Annotated in this window: 18 protein-coding genes and 1 riboswitch; of the genes, 6 read left to right on the forward strand and 12 right to left on the reverse strand. The window is 69.0% G+C overall.

Features of this window, described 5'->3' with window-relative positions; translation table 11 throughout:
* Positions 1–532: 532 nt before the first annotated feature.
* The 4 genes from ACWDRB_RS64345 to ACWDRB_RS64360 form a co-directional block, all read right to left on the reverse strand.
* Positions 533–733, reverse strand: coding sequence for a cold-shock protein (locus tag ACWDRB_RS64345; protein ID WP_068927743.1), 201 nt, complete (start codon positions 731–733; stop codon positions 533–535).
* A gap of 245 nt (positions 734–978) precedes the next feature.
* Positions 979–1,254 carry a MoaD/ThiS family protein gene (locus tag ACWDRB_RS64350; protein WP_185068974.1) on the reverse strand — a complete coding sequence of 92 codons (276 nt, stop codon included), beginning with the start codon at positions 1,252–1,254 and terminating at the stop codon, positions 979–981.
* A 24-nt stretch (positions 1,255–1,278) separates the two neighbouring features.
* Positions 1,279–2,511 (reverse strand): threonine synthase, encoded by a 1,233-nt coding sequence (thrC, locus tag ACWDRB_RS64355; RefSeq protein WP_350742605.1) that lies wholly within the window; start codon positions 2,509–2,511, stop codon positions 1,279–1,281.
* A 13-nt stretch (positions 2,512–2,524) separates the two neighbouring features.
* Positions 2,525–2,666, reverse strand: a riboswitch (SAM riboswitch).
* A gap of 79 nt (positions 2,667–2,745) precedes the next feature.
* Positions 2,746–3,300, reverse strand: coding sequence for an RNA polymerase sigma factor (locus tag ACWDRB_RS64360; RefSeq protein WP_319719563.1), 555 nt, complete (start codon positions 3,298–3,300; stop codon positions 2,746–2,748).
* 31 nt (positions 3,301–3,331) lie between these two features.
* Here ACWDRB_RS64360 and ACWDRB_RS64365 point away from each other — a divergent pair, with 31 nt between their 5' ends.
* Positions 3,332–4,762 carry an alpha,alpha-trehalose-phosphate synthase (UDP-forming) gene (locus ACWDRB_RS64365; RefSeq protein WP_355212764.1) on the forward strand — a complete coding sequence of 477 codons (1,431 nt, stop codon included), beginning with the start codon at positions 3,332–3,334 and terminating at the stop codon, positions 4,760–4,762.
* 6 nt (positions 4,763–4,768) lie between these two features.
* Here the strand turns inward: ACWDRB_RS64365 and ACWDRB_RS64370 are convergent, their stop codons facing one another.
* Genes ACWDRB_RS64370 through ACWDRB_RS64380 form a run of 3 tightly spaced genes read right to left on the reverse strand, consistent with a single transcriptional unit; the run spans position 4,769 to position 6,489 of the window.
* Positions 4,769–5,344 (reverse strand): hypothetical protein, encoded by a 576-nt coding sequence (locus tag ACWDRB_RS64370; protein ID WP_350742601.1) that lies wholly within the window; start codon positions 5,342–5,344, stop codon positions 4,769–4,771.
* Positions 5,345–5,379: 35 nt separating this feature from the next.
* Positions 5,380–6,150: a trehalose-phosphatase gene (otsB, locus tag ACWDRB_RS64375; protein WP_350742599.1), complete on the reverse strand. Its 771-nt coding sequence runs from the start codon at positions 6,148–6,150 to the stop codon at positions 5,380–5,382.
* Positions 6,151–6,189: 39 nt separating this feature from the next.
* Positions 6,190–6,489 (reverse strand): DUF3263 domain-containing protein, encoded by a 300-nt coding sequence (locus tag ACWDRB_RS64380; RefSeq protein WP_350742598.1) that lies wholly within the window; start codon positions 6,487–6,489, stop codon positions 6,190–6,192.
* Between the two features lie 117 nt (positions 6,490–6,606).
* Between ACWDRB_RS64380 and ACWDRB_RS64385 the strand changes: the two genes are divergently transcribed.
* The 5 genes from ACWDRB_RS64385 to ACWDRB_RS64405 all read left to right on the forward strand — a co-directional run bounded on the left by ACWDRB_RS64385 (position 6,607) and on the right by ACWDRB_RS64405 (position 10,950).
* Complete coding sequence (locus ACWDRB_RS64385) at positions 6,607–7,413, forward strand: SAM hydrolase/SAM-dependent halogenase family protein (protein ID WP_449911997.1); 807 nt, start codon at positions 6,607–6,609, stop codon at positions 7,411–7,413.
* A 75-nt stretch (positions 7,414–7,488) separates the two neighbouring features.
* Entirely contained in the window at positions 7,489–8,103 is a 615-nt protein-coding gene (locus ACWDRB_RS64390) for a hypothetical protein (protein ID WP_355212758.1), read from the forward strand.
* The gene (locus ACWDRB_RS64395) at positions 8,100–9,224 is read left to right on the forward strand and encodes a S8 family serine peptidase (protein WP_449911998.1); all 1,125 of its coding nucleotides are present in this window, start codon (positions 8,100–8,102) and stop codon (positions 9,222–9,224) included. Before ACWDRB_RS64390 ends, ACWDRB_RS64395 begins: the two co-directional genes overlap by 4 nt.
* A 140-nt stretch (positions 9,225–9,364) precedes the next feature.
* Entirely contained in the window at positions 9,365–9,769 is a 405-nt protein-coding gene (locus tag ACWDRB_RS64400; protein ID WP_449911999.1) for a Zn-ribbon domain-containing OB-fold protein, read from the forward strand.
* On the forward strand, positions 9,766–10,950 hold the full coding sequence (locus tag ACWDRB_RS64405; protein WP_449912000.1) for a lipid-transfer protein: 1,185 nt from the start codon (positions 9,766–9,768) through the stop codon (positions 10,948–10,950). The genes ACWDRB_RS64400 and ACWDRB_RS64405 overlap by 4 nt, the downstream gene beginning before the upstream one ends.
* Positions 10,951–11,002: 52 nt before the next feature.
* Here the strand turns inward: ACWDRB_RS64405 and ACWDRB_RS64410 are convergent, their stop codons facing one another.
* From ACWDRB_RS64410 to ACWDRB_RS64430, 5 genes are all read right to left on the reverse strand, one after another.
* Entirely contained in the window at positions 11,003–12,016 is a 1,014-nt protein-coding gene (locus ACWDRB_RS64410) for an ABC transporter ATP-binding protein (RefSeq protein ID WP_350742586.1), read from the reverse strand.
* Positions 12,003–13,037, reverse strand: coding sequence for an ABC transporter ATP-binding protein (locus ACWDRB_RS64415; RefSeq protein ID WP_355212752.1), 1,035 nt, complete (start codon positions 13,035–13,037; stop codon positions 12,003–12,005). Before ACWDRB_RS64415 ends, ACWDRB_RS64410 begins: the two co-directional genes overlap by 14 nt.
* Before the next feature lie 13 nt (positions 13,038–13,050).
* Entirely contained in the window at positions 13,051–14,025 is a 975-nt protein-coding gene (locus tag ACWDRB_RS64420) for an ABC transporter permease (protein WP_449912001.1), read from the reverse strand.
* Positions 14,018–14,980, reverse strand: coding sequence for an ABC transporter permease (locus ACWDRB_RS64425; protein WP_364266557.1), 963 nt, complete (start codon positions 14,978–14,980; stop codon positions 14,018–14,020). Before ACWDRB_RS64425 ends, ACWDRB_RS64420 begins: the two co-directional genes overlap by 8 nt.
* A gap of 110 nt (positions 14,981–15,090) precedes the next feature.
* The gene (locus tag ACWDRB_RS64430; RefSeq protein WP_449912002.1) at positions 15,091–16,731 is read right to left on the reverse strand and encodes a peptide ABC transporter substrate-binding protein; all 1,641 of its coding nucleotides are present in this window, start codon (positions 16,729–16,731) and stop codon (positions 15,091–15,093) included.
* Positions 16,732–16,784: the final 53 nt, after the last annotated feature.

Below are 16,784 nucleotides of genomic sequence, written 5' to 3' on the forward strand. Positions count from 1 at the left end.
AGCACGACGTTGCGGCCCTTGGGACCCAAGGTCACCTTGACGGCGTCGGCGAGCTGGTTCATACCGCGCTCGAGACCGCGCCGGGCGTCCTCGTCAAACGCGATCATCTTGGCTGCCATAAGGCTAGACCTCCCAGATGCAGGGTGGCTTGTCGTGGACCGAGCCGACGCCCGCGACGGCATGGGTCAGCATCTCCTTCGGCAGACCCCATCGTCCCGATCCGAGTGTTGGCACTCTGCTGCACAGAGTGCCAACGAACTGTTTAGCACTCTACCCTGTCGAGTGCAAGCGAGAAGCCTCCTACCGGGCCTTTCCTCCCCATATCAGCCTGTACGGCGGAGCCGTCCATCGCCGGCGGCAGGACCCCGCACCTGCGACGAGCCGCGTCCAGGCCACCGCAGGTGGCGGGATCCGTACGCACGGCGAGCCGCCTCGCGCGGCTCGCCGTGACCGAGTCGACGAAAGAAAGGTTGCGGGTTCGCACGGACTGCGCTGCCGGGCGATCCCCGCCGGTGCATACCAGGGGGGTGTATCAGACCGCGCGGACGGACTCCGCTTGAGGTCCCTTCTGGCCCTGCGTGATCTCGAACTCGACCCGCTGGCCCTGTTCGAGAGATCGGTACCCGTCCATCATGATCGCTGAGTAATGGACGAATACATCCTTACCACCGTCTACCGCGATGAAGCCGTAGCCCTTGTCCGCGTTGAACCACTTGACGGTGCCCTGCGCCACTTCCGACTCCTCTTACTGGGCTTTCAGATCTCGCCCATTCCTCCGCGAGACCCGTAATCGCCGGACTTAAGGGAAAATCAGCCAGACGATCGCCCTCGACCATACCTGTGGCACGGGGTTTGGCAACAGAGTCAATCTGCAAACGACGCATTTCTTCGCAACGAAGGCGCTTCAGCGTTTCATTTGCCCTGGAAATGGAGAAGGCGCCCACTAGGGGCGCCTTCCACACGTGTGATCTATAGCACTCAGCCGCCGGCAACCGCCGGGATGATTGAGATCTGAGTGCCCTCAGGTGCCGGAGTGTCGAGCCCGTCGGCGAAACGGACGTCCTCTTCCCCAACGTAAACGTTGACAAAACGACGAATCTTGCCCGATTCATCCAGAATTCTCGCGCCGATCCCCGGGTAGTCGGAGTCGAGCTTGGCAAGCACGTCACGAAGAGTCGCGCCCTCGCCACTGACTTCGGCGTTGCCCCCGGTGTAGGTGCGCAGAATGGTGGGAATCCGCACCGAAACGCTCATGGTTTAACTCGCCTTTCCTGGTTGTCAGACAGTCGCGCGGAACGCGTCGAGGGAGGGCCGGATCACGGCTGTGGGCTGGGCGTCGTCGCTGATCGCGTCGAGCGTCTTGAGCCCGTCGCCGGTGTTGAGGACCACGGTCTCGGCCTCGGGGTCGAGCCGCCCGCTCTCGGCGAGCTTCTTCAGCACGCCCACGGTCACCCCTCCCGCGGTCTCGGCGAAGACGCCCTCCGTCGAGGCCAGGAGCTTGATCGCGGCCACGATCTCGGCGTCCGTGACGTCCTCGACGGCCCCGCCGGTGCGCCGGGCGATGTCGAGCACGTACGGCCCGTCGGCCGGGTTGCCGATGGCCAGCGACTTGGCGATGGTGTCGGGCTTGACCGGCTGCACGACGTCGTGCCCCGCCTTGTACGCGGTGGAGACCGGCGAGCACCCGGCCGCCTGCGCTCCGAAGATCTTGTACGGCGTGTCCTCGACCAGCCCCAGCTGCACCAGCTCGCGGAAGCCCTTGTCGATCTTGGTGAGCTGCGAGCCGGAGGCGATGGGGATGACGATCTGCTCGGGCAACCGCCACCCGAGCTGCTCGGCGATCTCGTACGCGAGCGTCTTGGAGCCCTCGGCGTAGTAGGGCCGCAGGTTGACGTTGACGAACCCCCACTTGTCACCCAGCGGGTCGCCGATCAGCTCGGAGCAGAACCGGTTGACCTCGTCATAGGTGCCGTCGATCCCGATCAGCTTGCCGCCGAACACGCGAGCCATGGCGATCTTGGCCGCTTCGAGGTTGGCCGGGATGAACACGCACGCCTCGAGCCCGGCGCGCGCCGCCGCCGCGGTGACCGCGCCCGCGAGGTTGCCCGTGGAGGAGCAGGAAAGGGTGTGGAAGCCGAAGTTACGCGCCGCCTCGACGGCGATGGCGACGACCCGGTCCTTGAAGGAATGGGTGGGGTTGCCCGAGTCGTCCTTCACGTACAAGTTCTTGAGACCGAGTGCGCGTCCGAGGTTTCCGGCCTTGACCAGTTTGGTCCAGCCGGGGTTCATATTGGGCTTACTGGCGACGTCAACCGGCACCGGGAGCAGCGACCGGTAACGCCAGATGTTGGCGGGACCCGACTCGATGTCGGAGCGGGTCACCGTACCGAAGGAATAGGCCGCTTCAAGCGGCCCGAAACACTCCAGACACGCGAAGCTCGGACCGAGCGGGTAACGCGTGCCGCACTCACGGCAGGACAGACCGACAGCAGGACCAAAGTCGAGCGACATGAAGCGAGGCCTTCCCTCATCTTCGCCTGCGGCCACCTTGACCGCAGACCGGAATTGGCACCTTGTCCCGGTCGGCCTCGCCCTGTCGCGAGTCTCAAACCGGGAGGGTTGCCGGGGCTTCGCAGGGCCGGTCCCTCCACCCCTCTGGATGAGCAATATTCAGTTGTTGAAATGGACTCTACCCGTCCATGGGGCCCAAATGGCCACCCGTCTCAAGATGCGAGACGTGGCGTCTCAGCGATAATCATCACCCAGCACTCCCTGCACGTATTTGCGGGCCTGATGAATGCGCGACTTGGCGGTGCCCAGGGGGATGCCGAGCTGCTCGGCCACCTCGTTGTAGTCGAGCTGGACGATGTCGCGCAGCACCAGCGCCTGCGCCAGGTCGGGCTTGTCGGCCTCCAGCGCCTCCATGGCGTCGAGCAGGTCGAGCCGCGAGCCCGCGATCACGCTCACCCGCGCCACGTCGGGCTTCTGCGTGGGCAGCTCGTCCGAGGTCTGCTCGGCCGCGCGGCGTTTGAGCGACCTGTACGTGGTGCGCGCGCAGTTGGCCGTCACGATGTGCAGCCAGGTGCTGAACCGCGCCCGGCCCTCGAACCGGCCGATGTTGCGCGCCACGGCCAGCAACGTGTCCTGCGAGGCTTCCTCGGCATCCTGGTGATAGGGGAGGATCCGGGCGCAGTGTCGCATCACATCGGGCTCGATCCGCGCCAGGAGCTCGCCAAGTGCGCGATGATCTCCTCCTGCGGCCGAGCGGGCGAGTTCCTCGGTTAGCTCATCTAGCGCCATAGCTGGGATCCTATGGGCGAAGGGAGCGTAGATGAACAGCGTCCTGGTGGCCTCCAACAGAGGACCCGTTTCCTTTACCGTCTCGGACGACGGCGAGCTGACCATGAAACGCGGTGGCGGCGGCCTGGTTTCGGCACTGTCCGAGGTGGCCAGGAAGGACGGCATGCTCTGGGTGTGCGCGGCGCTGTCCGACGGCGACCGCAGCGCCGTGCGCCTGGTGCCCGGCGGCCGGATCGACCACGCCGGCTACGACACGGGTCCGGTGCGCATGCTCGACATCCCGCCCGCCACCTTCCACCGCGCCTACAACGCCGTGGCCAACTCCACCCTGTGGTTCGTCAACCACCTGCTCTACGACATCCCCAACTCGCCCAACTTCGGCACGAGGTTCGAGCGCGAGTGGGAGTCCTACCGCGACTACAACGGCGCGTTCGCGCTGGCGCTGGCCGAGGAGGCCGGCCACGGCGCCCGCGTCATGGTGCAGGACTACCACCTGACGCTGACCCCGGCGATGCTCCGCGCCGAGCGGCCGGACCTGCGCATCGCCCACTTCAGCCACACCCCGTGGGCGCCCCCCGAATACTTCTCGCTGCTGCCCGACGAGGTGGTCGGAGAGGTCCTGGAGGGCATCCTGGGGGCCGATCACGCCGGGTTCCTGGCCGACAGGTGGGCGCAGGCGTTCATGGACTGCTGTGAGGCGCTGCTGGGCGCGGAGGTCGACCGCGTGGGCCGCAGCGTCACCCACGAGGGCCGGACCACCCGCATCGGCGTGCACAGCCTCGGCGTGGACGGCGACGCGCTGTGGGAGCGCGCCGTCGAGCCCGACGTCGAATCGCACATGACCGCGCTCAGGGAGCAGGTGGGCGACCGCCGGCTGATCGTCCGCATCGACCGCACCGAGCTGTCGAAGAACATCGTGCGCGGCCTGGTGGCCTACCGCGAGTTCCTCGCCGCGCACCCGGAGTGGCACGGCAAGGTGGTGCACCTGGCGTTCGCCTACCCGAGCCGGCACGACCTGCCCGAATACCGCGAATACACCGCGTCGGTGCTGCGCTGCGCGCAGGAGATCGAGGACGAGTACGGCACCGAGGACTGGGACCCGCTGATCCTCAACGTCAACGACGACTACCCGCGTTCGCTGGCCGCGTACCGGATGGCCGACGTGCTGCTGGTCAACCCCATCCGCGACGGGATGAACCTGGTCGCCAAGGAGGGCCCGATCCTGTCCACGAGGTGCGCGCTCGTGCTCTCGCGCGAGGCGGGGGCGGCGGCCGAGCTGGGCCCGCACGCGCTCGTGGTGAACCCGTACGACATCAGCGGCACCGCCGCCGCGCTGCACGCCGCGCTCGTCATGCCGGAGGACGAGCGCCGCATGCGGCGCGACAAGCTGCACGCCGCGGCCACCGCCCTGCCCCCGCAGAAGTGGCTCGCGGCCCAGCTCGACGCGCTGGCCGAGATCTGAGCCCGGTCAGGTCCAGTCGGCGTGCTTGAGCGTGTCGGCCAGCCCCGGCGTGTTCCACTGGTCCACGATGAGGATCTTGCTCTGCGGCAGGTACCACTCGCGCTGCGTGAAGCGGAGCAGCACCTTCGTGGTCGAGCCCGAATACTTGACGCACTCCGACTTCCACGCGTTGTAGGCGGCCTTGTGCCCCGCGCCGACCTGGCGCAGGCCCCTGGTGACCTTCGGGCCGATGGCCTCGCCCCACTTCCGGTTGAACGGGCACGGCTGCACGTCGCTCGCCGTGTAGAAGGGCCGCTTGCCGGTGTACGGGCCGAACCCCTCGGCGCCGCGCTTGATGGACGAGGGGCCGAGGACGTAGAAGGCGTCGCATTCGGGCGTCCCCCAGCCCATGGGCTTGCCGCACTTGCCGGTCACGATCTGGACATCGTCGCCGAAGCGGTGGACCACCCACTTGATCGGGATGTACAGGGTCAGGCCCTTGCGCAGCTTGACCGCCTGGGCGGGCGCGGCGTGGGCGGGCAGGGAGGTCGCGAGGAGGGTGGCCGCGGCCACGGCCACGGCGGCGAGGTGTCGCTTGTGCATGCGCCCGACCCTAGGGAGCGCGACTTGCAGCTCAATCACGAACGGCTGAAAGCCGCCACAAGCTCCTCCAGCAGCGCGACGACGCCGTCGGGCCCGTCCACCACGATGTCGGCCCGCTCGGCCAGCTCGGTGACCTCCGCGGAGCCGCTGCACACGGTCACGCCGGGCAGCCCCGAGAGACGTACGGCCTCGAACGCGGCCAGGTCGCCGAGATCGTCGCCCACGAACATGACGGACCTGGCGGCCCGCTCCGCCAGGAACAGGCTGAGCGCCTGCCCCTTGTCCATGCCCGGCGGCCGCAGCTCCAGCACGAAGCGGCCCGGCTCGACCACCAGGCCGCGCTTGCCGGCCAGCTCGGCCAGCGGCTCGCGCAGCCTGGCCAGCGCGCCCTCCGGGTCGGAGCTGCGCCTGGTGTGCACGGCCACGGCCCGGCCCTTGTCCTCGATGGTGACGTCTCGCAGGCCCAGCGACTCGAGCAGCAGCTGCAGCTCGGCCTCTGCCTCGAGCACGCCCGGAGGCGGCGGGGGCCCGGAGATCTGCCCGGCCTCCCAGCGCTCGAAGCCGTAGTGCCCGAGCACGACCAGCCGGGGCACGTCGGCCAGGCCCGGCCCGAGCTCCAGGGCGGTGGCCGGTGGCCGGCCGGTCACGATGGCCACCGCCAGGACGTGGGCGCCGAGCTCGGCCAGCACCTCCGGCGCCTTCGGATGGATCACGGCCTCGGCGGGATCGGGCACGATCGGCGACAGGGTTCCGTCGAAGTCGAGCCCGATCACGGCGCCCGCCGGGTCGTCCAAGATCGCTTTCATTCCAGGGATGTTCCTCACGCGGCTGCCGTACCCAGCCGGTCAGGGACGCATGCCGAGTCTCCTGGCGGCGCGGTCACGCTGACGGGTGGACCGTAACCTGCGCAGCCGCTTGACCAGCATGGGATCGTGCTCCAGCGCCTCCGGCCGGTCGATCAGCTCACCGAGCAACTGGTAGTAGCGCGTGGCGGAGAAGCCGAAGCTCTCCTTGATGGCCTGCTCCTTCGCGCCCGCGTAGCGCCACCATTGGCGTTCGAAGGCGAGGAGTTCGAGATCGCGTTCTGAGAGGGGTTGGCCGGACGTCTCCTGGGCAGCATTGTCACCGCTGAGCGGTGCTCCCATGGTGTCCTCCTCGGGAAAGGTGCGCGCGACGACTCCGCACGCACGCGGCCCGTGGCCAATCGTAATGTGCGAAGTGCGGCTGTTCACGACGTATTGAGAGACGTACAGTCACGAAATGTGACCTCAGTAATCACGCTCCTCACCGACTACGGACTCGAAGACGGCTATGTGGCGGCGTGTCACGGAGTGATCGCCGGAATCGCCCCCCAGGCGCGGGTGATCGACGTGTGCCACCTGATCCCCTCCGGTGACGTACGGCGTGGCGCGGCGATTCTCGCCCAGACCATTCCGTACCTTCCCGCGGGCATCCATATCGGCGCGGTCGATCCCAGCGCGGGCGGCGCCCGGCGGGCGGTGGCCGTCGAGGCGGGCGGGCGGGTGTTCATCGGACCCGACAACGGGCTGCTGTCGTGGGCCGTGCACGCCAGCGGCGGCGCCGAGGCCGCCTACGCGATCAGCAACGAGGAGCACTTCCTGCGGCCGGTCTCCCCCACCTTCCACGGGCGCGACGTCTTCTCGCCGGTCGCGGGGCGGCTGTGCGGCGGGCTGAGACCGGCGGACCTGGGGCCCGAGGTGCCGATCGGCAGGCTGGTGACGCTGCCGGCGCCGACCACGCTGCTGCGCGAGGGCTCGGTGGAGGGCGAGGTCGTCTCGGTCGACCGCTACGGCAACACCCAGCTCTCGATCGCGGTCGGGGACCTGCACGCGCTGGGCGTGCGGGTGGGCGACACGCTGGGGGTCTGGCTGGGCCGGCGACAAATCTCGCTGCCCTACCGGGAGACGTTCGCGGCGGTGCCGCCGGGGGAGCTGGTGGCGTTCGCGGACTCGGCGGGGCTGATCGCGATCGCGGTCAATTCCGGTGACGCAGCGCAGCGGTTGGGGCTCCCACCTGGCGCGCATGTCCGACTCTCCCCTACTCCATAGGACGAAGGCGCACAGATCGGAATTACTCCGCGTATCGGTCTGTTTACCGAAGCGTCGGAAAGAATCAGCGGGCGCGTGTCAGAATGCAACGCGCGGGCGTCCCTCCCCTCCCCTCCAGAGGTCGACGTGTACCAGCTGTCCATCGTGCTGCTCTCCATAATGTCCGCGATCTGGCCCGCGCCGGAGCCGCCCGTGTCAGAGCGCTGGCACGCGTGGCCCGTCGCGCAGATCTTCCCCGCGACCCTGCCCGGGGTCAGCCCGTCGGGGGCGCGGGTCACGTACGAGCTGGCCGGGGTCGCCCCCGAGGCGCCCTGCCGGACGGCGTTCCAGCCCGCCGCCGTCCGGCGCGGCTGCCGCGTGGCCCTGCGCGCCACGTACGCCGACAGCACGCAGACGTTCGTCGCCACCGTGGGCATCGCCGTGCTCGACACGCCCGGACGCGACTACTACCGCGTGGGACGGCCCGCGACCGTGCGGCCAGTGGCCTTTCCCCGAGGGCCGGCCGAGCGCTTCGGCGAGCGGCAGTACTTCACCGGGGTGGTGCTCAGGTCCGACGAGCGCTACGTGGTGGCGACCGCCGCCGGGTACGCCGACGGCCGGCCGTACCAGCCGGGTGACCGCCTCGCACCCCGGCTGCGCGCCACGGCGCGGCAGCTCGCCACCGAGTTGCACCGGACACTCACCCGATGAGCAGGCTCGCCGTCGCCTTCCTCGTCACCGCGCTGGTGGTGGGAACCGTTCCGGCGAGCGCCACCGACGACGTGGGCGAGGCCGCCCGGGCGGGACAGTGGCAGCTCGCCGCGATGCGGCTGCCCGAGGCGTGGCGGTCGAGCAGGGGCGAGGGCGTGATCGTCGCCGTGCTCGACACCGGCGTGAACGGCCGCCACCCCGACCTGGAGGGCGCCGTGATCCAGGGCCCCGACCTGACCGGCACCGCCAAGGGCCTCTGGGGGCGGCACGGGACCGCCATGGCCAGCCTGATCGCCGGGCGCGGCCACGGCGACGAGCACAAGGGCGGCGTGATCGGGGTGGCGCCCGCGGCCAGGGTGCTGTCCATCCGGGTCACGCTGGAGAACGGCGACCCGCTGCGCGAGCAGCAACGCGCCGGCGGGCGCGACGCGCTGGCCAAGGGCATCCGGTACGCGGTCGACCACGGGGCCGGCGTGATCAGCATGTCGCTGGGCGGCGGCAGCGGCGCGTGGGAGGGCTCGCCGTCGGAGGAGGAGGCCATCCAGTACGCGATCGCGCGGGGCGCCGTGCTGGTGGCCTCGTCGGGCAACGACGGCGGCACGGCCAACAGGAAGAACTTCCCCGCCGCCTATCCCGGGGTGATGGCCGTGGGGGCGGTGGACCGGGAGCTCAGGGTGGCCGCGTTCTCCAACAGGCAGGACTACCTGTCGGTGGTCGCGCCGGGCACGGAGATCGTCACGGCCGACGCGCGCGACTCGTACGTGGTGAGCGACGGCACCAGCTCGGCGGCGGCCATGGTGGCGGGCGTGGCGGCCCTGATCAAGTCCGCGTATCCCGATATGTCGCCCTACCACGTACGGACGGCCATCGAGCTCGGCACCAGGCTGCAGCCGGCCGACGGCCACAGCCCCGCCTACGGGCACGGGGTGGCCAACGCCCTGCTCGCCCTGCGGGAGGCCGCCCGCCTGGACCCGCCCGGCGCCGGCCTCGCCCACCCCGGCCCGTACTTCGGCGACGGCCCGCCGCCCGCCTCCCGGGGGCCGGTGGTGGCGGGCATGGTGATGCTGGCCGCGGCGATGTCGGCCCGCATCCTCGTCCGCCACCGCAAACGCCGCCCCTGACCCCACCCCCGACCCCCTCCCAACCCCGGGTCTTCTCCAAAGGGATAGAAGGGACGTCGGCGGGCCACCCGCGCACCCGTCCGGGCAAAGGGGCGTCGGCGGGTCGCCACCCTAGCAAGCGCTTGTGCGATACTGGCGGCATGACGTTAGCGATCGAGGGCTGGTTCGCCATCGACGAGGACGGCGTCTTCCTCCTGGGCACCAGCTGCGCCACCTGCGGCACCGTCACCTTCCCGCCCCGTCCCGGCCTCTGCCCCAACCCCCGCTGCGACGCCACCTCGATGGAGACGACCCGCCTCCCCCGCCGCGGCCGGGTGTGGTCGTACACGAACGCCTGCTACCCACCCCCCGCCCCCTATGTCGCCGCGGACCCGTACGTGCCGGTGACGCTGGCCGCCGTCGAGCTCGACGAGGTGGGGATCGTGGTGCTCGGGCAGGTCAAGGGCCTCACGGTGAACGAGCTGGAGGTCGGCATGGAGCTGGAGCTCACCTCCGGGCCGCTGTCGGACGGACCGCTGATGTGGATGTGGGAGCGGGTCTCATGAACGTCGTGGTGCTGGGCGTCGGGATGCATCCGTGGGGCAAGTGGGGCAGGCCCTTCCTGGAGTACGGCGTCGCGGCCGCCCGCGCGGCCCTGCGGGACGCCGGGGTGGCGTGGACCGACGTGGAGTTCGTGGTCGGGGCGGACACGATCAGGAACGGCTACCCGGGCTTCGTCGCGGGCGCCTCCTACGCGCAGGCGCTGGGCTGGTCGGGCGCCAGGATCGCCTCCTGCTACGCGGCGTGCGCCTCCGGCGCCCAGGCCGTGGACATCGCCCGCACGCGCATCCTCGCGGGGCTGTGCGACGTGGCGCTGGTGGTCGGGGCGGACTCGACCCCGAAGGGCTTCTTCAAACCGGTCGGCGGCGACCGCCCCGACGACCCGGACTGGCTCCGCTTCCGCCTGCTGGGCGCCACCAACCCCGCCTACTTCGCCCTGTACGCCCGCAGGCGCATGGCCGTGCACGGCTCGACCCCGGCCGACTTCGCCGCCGTCAAGGTCAAGAACTCGCGGGCCGGCTCGCTCAACCCCATGGCCCGCTACCGCAAGCCCGTCACCGCCGAGGAGGTGCTGGCCTCGCCGCTGGTCGCCGACCCGCTGCGCCTCATGGACATCTGCGCCACCTCGGACGGAGGCGCGGCGGTGGTCCTGGCCTCGGAGTCCTACGCCCGCCGCCGGGGCCTGCGGGCTCCGGTACGCCTGGCCGCGGTCTCCACCGTCACCCCGACCTTCCCCAGCACGATCCTGGAGCTGCCGAACTTCGCCACCGACTCCCGCACCGCCGTACCGGCCCCTGAGAGGCCCTTCAGGGCGGCGATCGCGCACGCGGCGTACGAGGAAGCAGGGGTGGGACCTGAGGACGTCTCACTGGCGGAGGTGTACGACCTCTCGACGGCCCTGGAACTGGACTGGATGGAGGACGTCGGCCTGTGCCCGCCCGGGGAGGCGGCCAAGCTGCTGCACGACGGGGCGACGGGGCTCGGCGGCCGGATCCCGGTCAACCCCTCGGGCGGCCTGGCCTCCTTCGGCGAGGCGATCCCGGCCCAGGCGATCGCCCAGCTCTGCGAGCTGACAATGCAGCTGCGGGGCGAGGCCGACGACCGCCAGGTGCCCGTCGCCCGCGTCGGCCTCGCCGCCAACCAGGGCCTCTTCGGACACGGCTCCGCGCTGATCGTCACCACGTAGAAACGCGAAGACCCTCCGGGGGGGCTCCCTCGGAGGGTCTTCGCCAGGCGCGTCAGCCCACGTGCACCACGTCGTGCGTCTCCGCGAAGTGGCAGGCGCTCTCGTGCCCGGTACCCGGACGGATCTGCAGCAGCGGCTCCTCCTCGGCGCAGATCTCCTGCGCCTTCCAGCACCGCGTACGGAACCGGCATCCCGACGGCGGGTTCGCCGGGGACGGCGGGTCGCCCTGCAGGATGATCCGCTCCCGCTGCTCCCGGCCCTCCGGGTCGGGCACCGGCACCGCCGAGAGCAGCGCCTGCGTGTAGGGATGCGCGGGCTTGTCGTAGATCTCGGTGTCCTTCCCGAGCTCCACGAACTTGCCCAGGTACATCACGCCCACCCGGTCGGAGATGTGCCGCACCACCGACAGGTCGTGGGCGATGAAGATGTACGCCAGGTCGAACTCGTTCTGCAGCCGCTCGAGCAGGTTGATCACCTGCGCCTGGATGGACACGTCCAGGGCCGACACCGGCTCGTCGCAGACGATGATCTCCGGCTGGAGCGCCAGCCCTCGGGCGATGCCGATGCGCTGCCGCTGTCCACCGGAGAACTGGTGCGGGTAGCGGTTGATGTGGTCGGGGTTGAGCCCGACGACCTCCAGCAGCTCCTGCACCTTCTTGCGGCGGTCGCCGCGCGGCGCCGCCTCGCTGTGGATCTCGTACGGCTCGCCGATGATGTCGCCGACGGTCATCCGGGGGTTCAGCGAGGTGTACGGGTCCTGCATCACCATCTGGATGTTGCGGCGCATCCGCTTGAGCTCGCCGCCCTTGGCCCTGCCGATGTCACGGCCGTTGATCAGCACCGAGCCCGAGGTCGGCCGCTCCAGCGCCATCAGCACCTTGGCGAGGGTGGACTTGCCGCAGCCCGACTCGCCCACGATGCCCAGCGTCTCGCCCTTGTGCAGGTCGAACGACACGCCGTCGACGGCCTTGATCGCGCCGATCTGCCGCTTGAAGACGATGCCCTGGGTCAGCGGGAAGTGCTTGACCAGGTCCCGAACCTCGAGGATGCGCTCACCGATCGCCATCGAGGACCTCCCTCCAGTAGTGGCACGCGCTGCCTCGGGTGCCGCTGATCTCGTGGAGCGGGGGGGCGTCGGTCACGCAGTCGTCCTGCCGGTAGGGGCACCGGGGGTGGAACGCGCAGCCGGACGGCAGGTCGAGCAGGTTGGGCGGCAGGCCCTTGATCGCGTACAGGTCCTGGCCCTTGAGGTCGACCCGGGGGATCGACTCCAGCAGGCCCTTCGTGTACGGATGCGCGGGGCCCTTGTAGATGTCGTGCACGGGGGCCTTCTCCACGATGCGACCCGCGTACATGACGGCGATCTTGTCGGCCACGTCGGCCACGACGCCGAGGTCGTGCGTGATCAGGATCAGGCCCATCTGGCTCTCGCGCTGCAGTTCGGCCAGCAGCTCCATGATCTGGGCCTGGACGGTCACGTCGAGCGCCGTGGTGGGCTCGTCCGCGATCAGCACCTCGGGGTCCAGCGCGATCGACATCGCGATCATGATGCGCTGGCGCATGCCCCCGGAGAACTGGTGCGGATAGTCGTTCACGCGCTGCCTGGCGGCCGGGATGCGGACCCGGTCCATCAGCTCGATGGCCTTCTTCATGGCGTCGCGCTTGGACATGCCGCGGTGCACCCGGAACATCTCGCTGATCTGCCAGCCCACGGTGAACACCGGGTTGAGCGCGGAGAGCGCGTCCTGGAAGATCATCGCGATGCGCTGGCCGCGCACCTGCGTGCGCGCCTCCTCCGACAGCCTGAGCAGGTCGGTGCCCTTGAAGCGGATCTCCCCCTTGGGGATGACCGCCGGCGGCATGTCGAGAATGCCCATGATCGCCTGCGCGGTCACGGACTTGCCCGAACCCGACTCGCCCAGCACCGCGAGCGTCTCACCGGGGCTGACCGTGTAGCTCACGCCGTTCACAGCGCGTACGACCCCGGCACGCGTACGGAACTCCACGTGCAGGTTGTCGACAGCGAGCAGCGGTTGGTCGCCCAGCCCTCCCTCGGCGGGCAACACATCCGTTGACGTCTTCTTCACTTGATCCCCCCTTCTACCTGAGCTTCGGGTCGAGCGCGTCGCGTACGGCGTCGCCCATCATGATGAACGCCAGCACCGTGATGCTGAGGAACACGGCCGGGAACACCAGCGGCAGCGGCGCCTCCAAGAACCTGATGCGCGCGTCGGCGATCATCAGACCCCATGAGATGTCCGGCGACTGGACACCCACGCCCAGGAACGAGAGCGCGGCCTCGGCGGCGATGAAGCCGCCCAGGTTGATCGTGGCCACGACGATGACCGGCGCCAGCGAGTTGGGCAGCAGGTGACGGAACATGATCCGCCCCGCGCTCGCTCCCAGCGCCCTGGCCGCGACCACGAAGTCCTGGTTCTTCGCGGTGATCACGGCCGCCCGCATGATGCGGAACGTCATCGGCCAGCCGAGCACCGCCAGCGCGAGGATGACCAGCATGATGCTGTTGGCCCGGCCGCGGAAGGTGGCGGCGATGAGCAGCGCGCCCAGGATCGGGGGGATGGCGAAGAAGATCTCGGTGACCCGCGAGGACACCGTGTCGACCATGCCGCTCCGGAAACCGGCGATCAGGCCGAGCAGACCGCCGACCACCGTGGTGATGATCGTGGTGAACACGCCGATCACGATCGAGTTGCGGGCGCCGTAGATCGTCCTGGCGTAGACGTCGCACCCCAGGCTGTCCTTGCCGAACAGGTGGCCGGCGCTGGGCGCCTGCCTGGCCGTGGACAGGTCACAGGTCCTGGCGTTGAACGGGTCGATCGCCGTGAACAGCGCCGGCAGGAACGACATGACGAGCAGGACCAGGATGATGACCACCGAGATGATGAACATCGGCCGGCGCCTGAGGTCGTACCAGGCGTCGCTCCACAAGCTCGCGGGCTTGCCTTCCTTGCCCTTCTTGCCCTGTGGCGTGGGCGCCGGGTCGGTAACCGTGTCCGTGACCAGTGTCTGCGTCTCCGGGAGCCCGGGCCCGACCGGCGGGATTGGGTTACTCATAGCGGATCCTCGGGTCGAGCACGGCGTACAGCAGGTCGACGACCAGGTTGGCCAGGATGTAGATCAGCACCAGGACGGTGATGATCCCCACCACAACCGGTTGTTCTCGCAAGTAAACCGACTGGAACAGCTGATTTCCAATCCCCGGGAGATTGAAGATCGTCTCGGTGATCACCGCGCCGCCCATCAGGTTGCCGAGGTCGGCGCCCAGATAGGTGATCAGCGGGATCAGCGCGTTACGCAACCCGTGCCGGCCGATGACGCGCCGTCGCGGCAGGCCCTTGGCCGTGGCCGTTCGGATGTAGTCCGCTCTGAGCGTCTCCACCAGGCTGGTTCTGGTGAGCCTGGTCAGGTACGCGATCGACGTCCCCGCGAGCACGAAGCCGGGCAGCAGATAGCTGCGCCAGCCCGCGAACGTGCCCGCCACCGGGAAGATGTCCAGCCCGGTCCACAGCTTGAGCTTGACGCCCAGGACCAGCTGCAGCACGAAACCGGTGACCAGCGTGGGCACCGAGATGAGCAGCAGCGTGGAGGCCAGGATGGCGGTGTCGGTGGCCTTGCCGCGGCGCAGCGCCGCCCACAGGCCCAGGCCGACGCCGATGAGCGCCTCCATCACCAGGGCGGTCAGCGCGAGGTTCAGGGTGACCTGGAACTTGCCGGCCATGACCTGGGACACGGGGACGTCGGCGAAGTTCACGCCGAAGTCACCGCGGAAGAGCACGCCGCTGATGTAATACCAGTACTGCAACAGCAGCGGATCGTTGAGGTGATACTGCTCGCGCAGGACCTCGGCGACCGCGGGGTCCGGGCGCTTGTCTCCGAACAGCGCCGCGATGGGGTCCCCTGGCAGTGCGAAGACAATCATGAAGATGAGTAGCGTGGCGCCGAGCAGGACGGGTATCGCCTGGATCAAGCGCCTGATGACATAACGGCCCATACAAGCCCTCCGGTACATGACTTGGAGGCAGCCCCCGGAGCCCGTGGTTCACCCGGCTCGAGTGGCTGCCTCCAAGCTCAGCCCTCCGGCGGGTGGACGGCAAGAGCCGTCCACCGCGCGAATGAACGTCAGGCCTTCTCGATGTCGACCCAGTTAACCTGGTTGAGCAGGTTGAGCTTGACGTTCTTCACCTTCGAGGAGTACCCGAAGTTGCTCCGGTAGAAGTAAACCGGGATGTACGGGAGGTCCTTGATGAGGATGTCGTCGGCCTGCTGGTAGAACTTCAGGCCCTCGGCGGCGTCCGACGCCTGGTCACCCTTGGCGACCAGCGCGTCGAAGTCCTTGTTGGAGTAGCCACCGTAGTTCGAGCCGGTGCCGATGGAGCCGGTGCCGAAGATCGGGGTCAGGTAGTTCTCAGCCGACGGGTAGTCGATGGACCAGCCCATACGGAAGAGGCCCTTGTACTCCTTGGCGTCCAGGGCGTCCAGGATGCCCTGGAACTTCTCGAACGGCTTCGGCGTGACCTCGATGCCCAGGTTGGCGCGGAGGTTGTTGGCGACAGCCTCGATCCACTCCTTGTGGCCACCGTCGGCGTTGTAGCCCAGCTCGATGGTCTTGGGGCCCTTGGCGGCGTCGTACAGCTTCTTGGCCTCGGCCGGGTTGTACGTGCACGCGTCGCAGGCGCCCTGGCGGTAACCGGGGATGGCCGGGTTGATGAAGTCGTCGGCAGGGGCGCGGGTGCCGGAGAAGACCGTCTCGGTGATGGTCTTCCGGTCGATGGCCAGCGAGATGGCCTTGCGGACCTGCGGGTCCTTGAACTCGGGGTTGTACTGCAGCGGGACGCCGATGTAACCCACGGCGGCGTCGGGCTCGTCGTGGTAGCGGTCGCCGAGCACGGACTTGGCGGTGGCGATCGTCGACGGCGGCAGCGAGTCGTGGATGTCCAGGTTCTCGGCCTGCAGGTCGTTGAACGCGGTCTCCGAGCTCGTGTAGACCTTGAACTGGAGCTTCTTCCAGTTCTTCGGCTTGGCGCCCGTGAACTTGTCGTAGACGGTCAGGTCGATGGTCTGGTCGGTGCCCTTCTTGTAGGGCTTGTCGAGCTTGAACAGGCCCTGGCCGGTCGGCTGCTCACCGTAGGCCTGCGTCACCTTGCCGTCGGCGCCGAGGGCCGTCTTCGGCATCGGGTAGAACGCGGTGTAGCCCAGCATCGTCTTGAACTGCGAGAACGGCGCCGTGAGCGTCACCTCGAGCGTGGAGTCGTCGACGACCTTGAGGCCCTTCATCTCCTTGGCCGTCGGCGTCTTGCCCTCACCCGGGTGGACGTCGGCGTAGCCGTCGACGCGCCCGAAGAAGTAGGACGAGCTCATGGCGTTGTCCTGCAGGGCCGCGTAGTTCCACGCGCGAGCGTAGTCGGCGGCGGTAACCGGCGTGCCGTCGTGCCACGTGTAGCCGGACTTGAGCTTGATCGTCCAGACCTTGCTGTCCGACGTCGTGATCGACTCGGCGGCTTCCTCGACCGGCTGCTTGTTCTCGTCGTAGCGGACCAGCGGGGAGAACACTGCGGCGAGGACCTCGGACCCCTCGGTCTCGGTCGTGTTCTGGGGGTTCAGGAGCTCCTGGGGCTCGCCGATCTCCATGCGGACCGGCGTCTCCCCGCCGCCTCCGGCAGCAGTGCCGCCACTGTCAGAGGCGCCACCGCCACACGCGGCAACCGCGAGGGCGAGCAGCGCGGTACCGGCGACGATCTGTGCGCCCTTAGTAACACGCATGGTGAAAGAATTCCTCCCTCTACAGGTGGGCGTTAGCGCTGAGCTGCGGTGAT

This window comes from Nonomuraea sp. NPDC003707 (assembly GCF_053587055.1).

Excerpts from the sequence above, each read along its gene's own strand:
- ACWDRB_RS64420 (WP_449912001.1), bottom strand. The coding sequence starts at position 14,025 with ATGAGTAACCCAATCCCGCCGGTCGGGCCCGGGCTCCCGGAGACGCAG.
- otsB (WP_350742599.1), bottom strand. The coding sequence starts at position 6,150 with ATGAAAGCGATCTTGGACGACCCGGCGGGCGCCGTGATCGGGCTCGAC.
- ACWDRB_RS64410 (WP_350742586.1), bottom strand. The coding sequence starts at position 12,016 with ATGGCGATCGGTGAGCGCATCCTCGAGGTTCGGGACCTGGTCAAGCAC.
- ACWDRB_RS64350 (WP_185068974.1), bottom strand. The coding sequence starts at position 1,254 with ATGAGCGTTTCGGTGCGGATTCCCACCATTCTGCGCACCTACACCGGG.
- ACWDRB_RS64405 (WP_449912000.1), top strand. The coding sequence starts at position 9,766 with ATGAACGTCGTGGTGCTGGGCGTCGGGATGCATCCGTGGGGCAAGTGG.
- ACWDRB_RS64425 (WP_364266557.1), bottom strand. The coding sequence starts at position 14,980 with ATGTACCGGAGGGCTTGTATGGGCCGTTATGTCATCAGGCGCTTGATC.
- ACWDRB_RS64430 (WP_449912002.1), bottom strand. The coding sequence starts at position 16,731 with ATGCGTGTTACTAAGGGCGCACAGATCGTCGCCGGTACCGCGCTGCTC.
- ACWDRB_RS64370 (WP_350742601.1), bottom strand. The coding sequence starts at position 5,344 with ATGCACAAGCGACACCTCGCCGCCGTGGCCGTGGCCGCGGCCACCCTC.
- ACWDRB_RS64395 (WP_449911998.1), top strand. The coding sequence starts at position 8,100 with ATGAGCAGGCTCGCCGTCGCCTTCCTCGTCACCGCGCTGGTGGTGGGA.
- ACWDRB_RS64400 (WP_449911999.1), top strand. The coding sequence starts at position 9,365 with ATGACGTTAGCGATCGAGGGCTGGTTCGCCATCGACGAGGACGGCGTC.
- thrC (WP_350742605.1), bottom strand. The coding sequence starts at position 2,511 with ATGTCGCTCGACTTTGGTCCTGCTGTCGGTCTGTCCTGCCGTGAGTGC.
- ACWDRB_RS64380 (WP_350742598.1), bottom strand. The coding sequence starts at position 6,489 with ATGGGAGCACCGCTCAGCGGTGACAATGCTGCCCAGGAGACGTCCGGC.
- ACWDRB_RS64365 (WP_355212764.1), top strand. The coding sequence starts at position 3,332 with ATGAACAGCGTCCTGGTGGCCTCCAACAGAGGACCCGTTTCCTTTACC.
- ACWDRB_RS64360 (WP_319719563.1), bottom strand. The coding sequence starts at position 3,300 with ATGGCGCTAGATGAGCTAACCGAGGAACTCGCCCGCTCGGCCGCAGGA.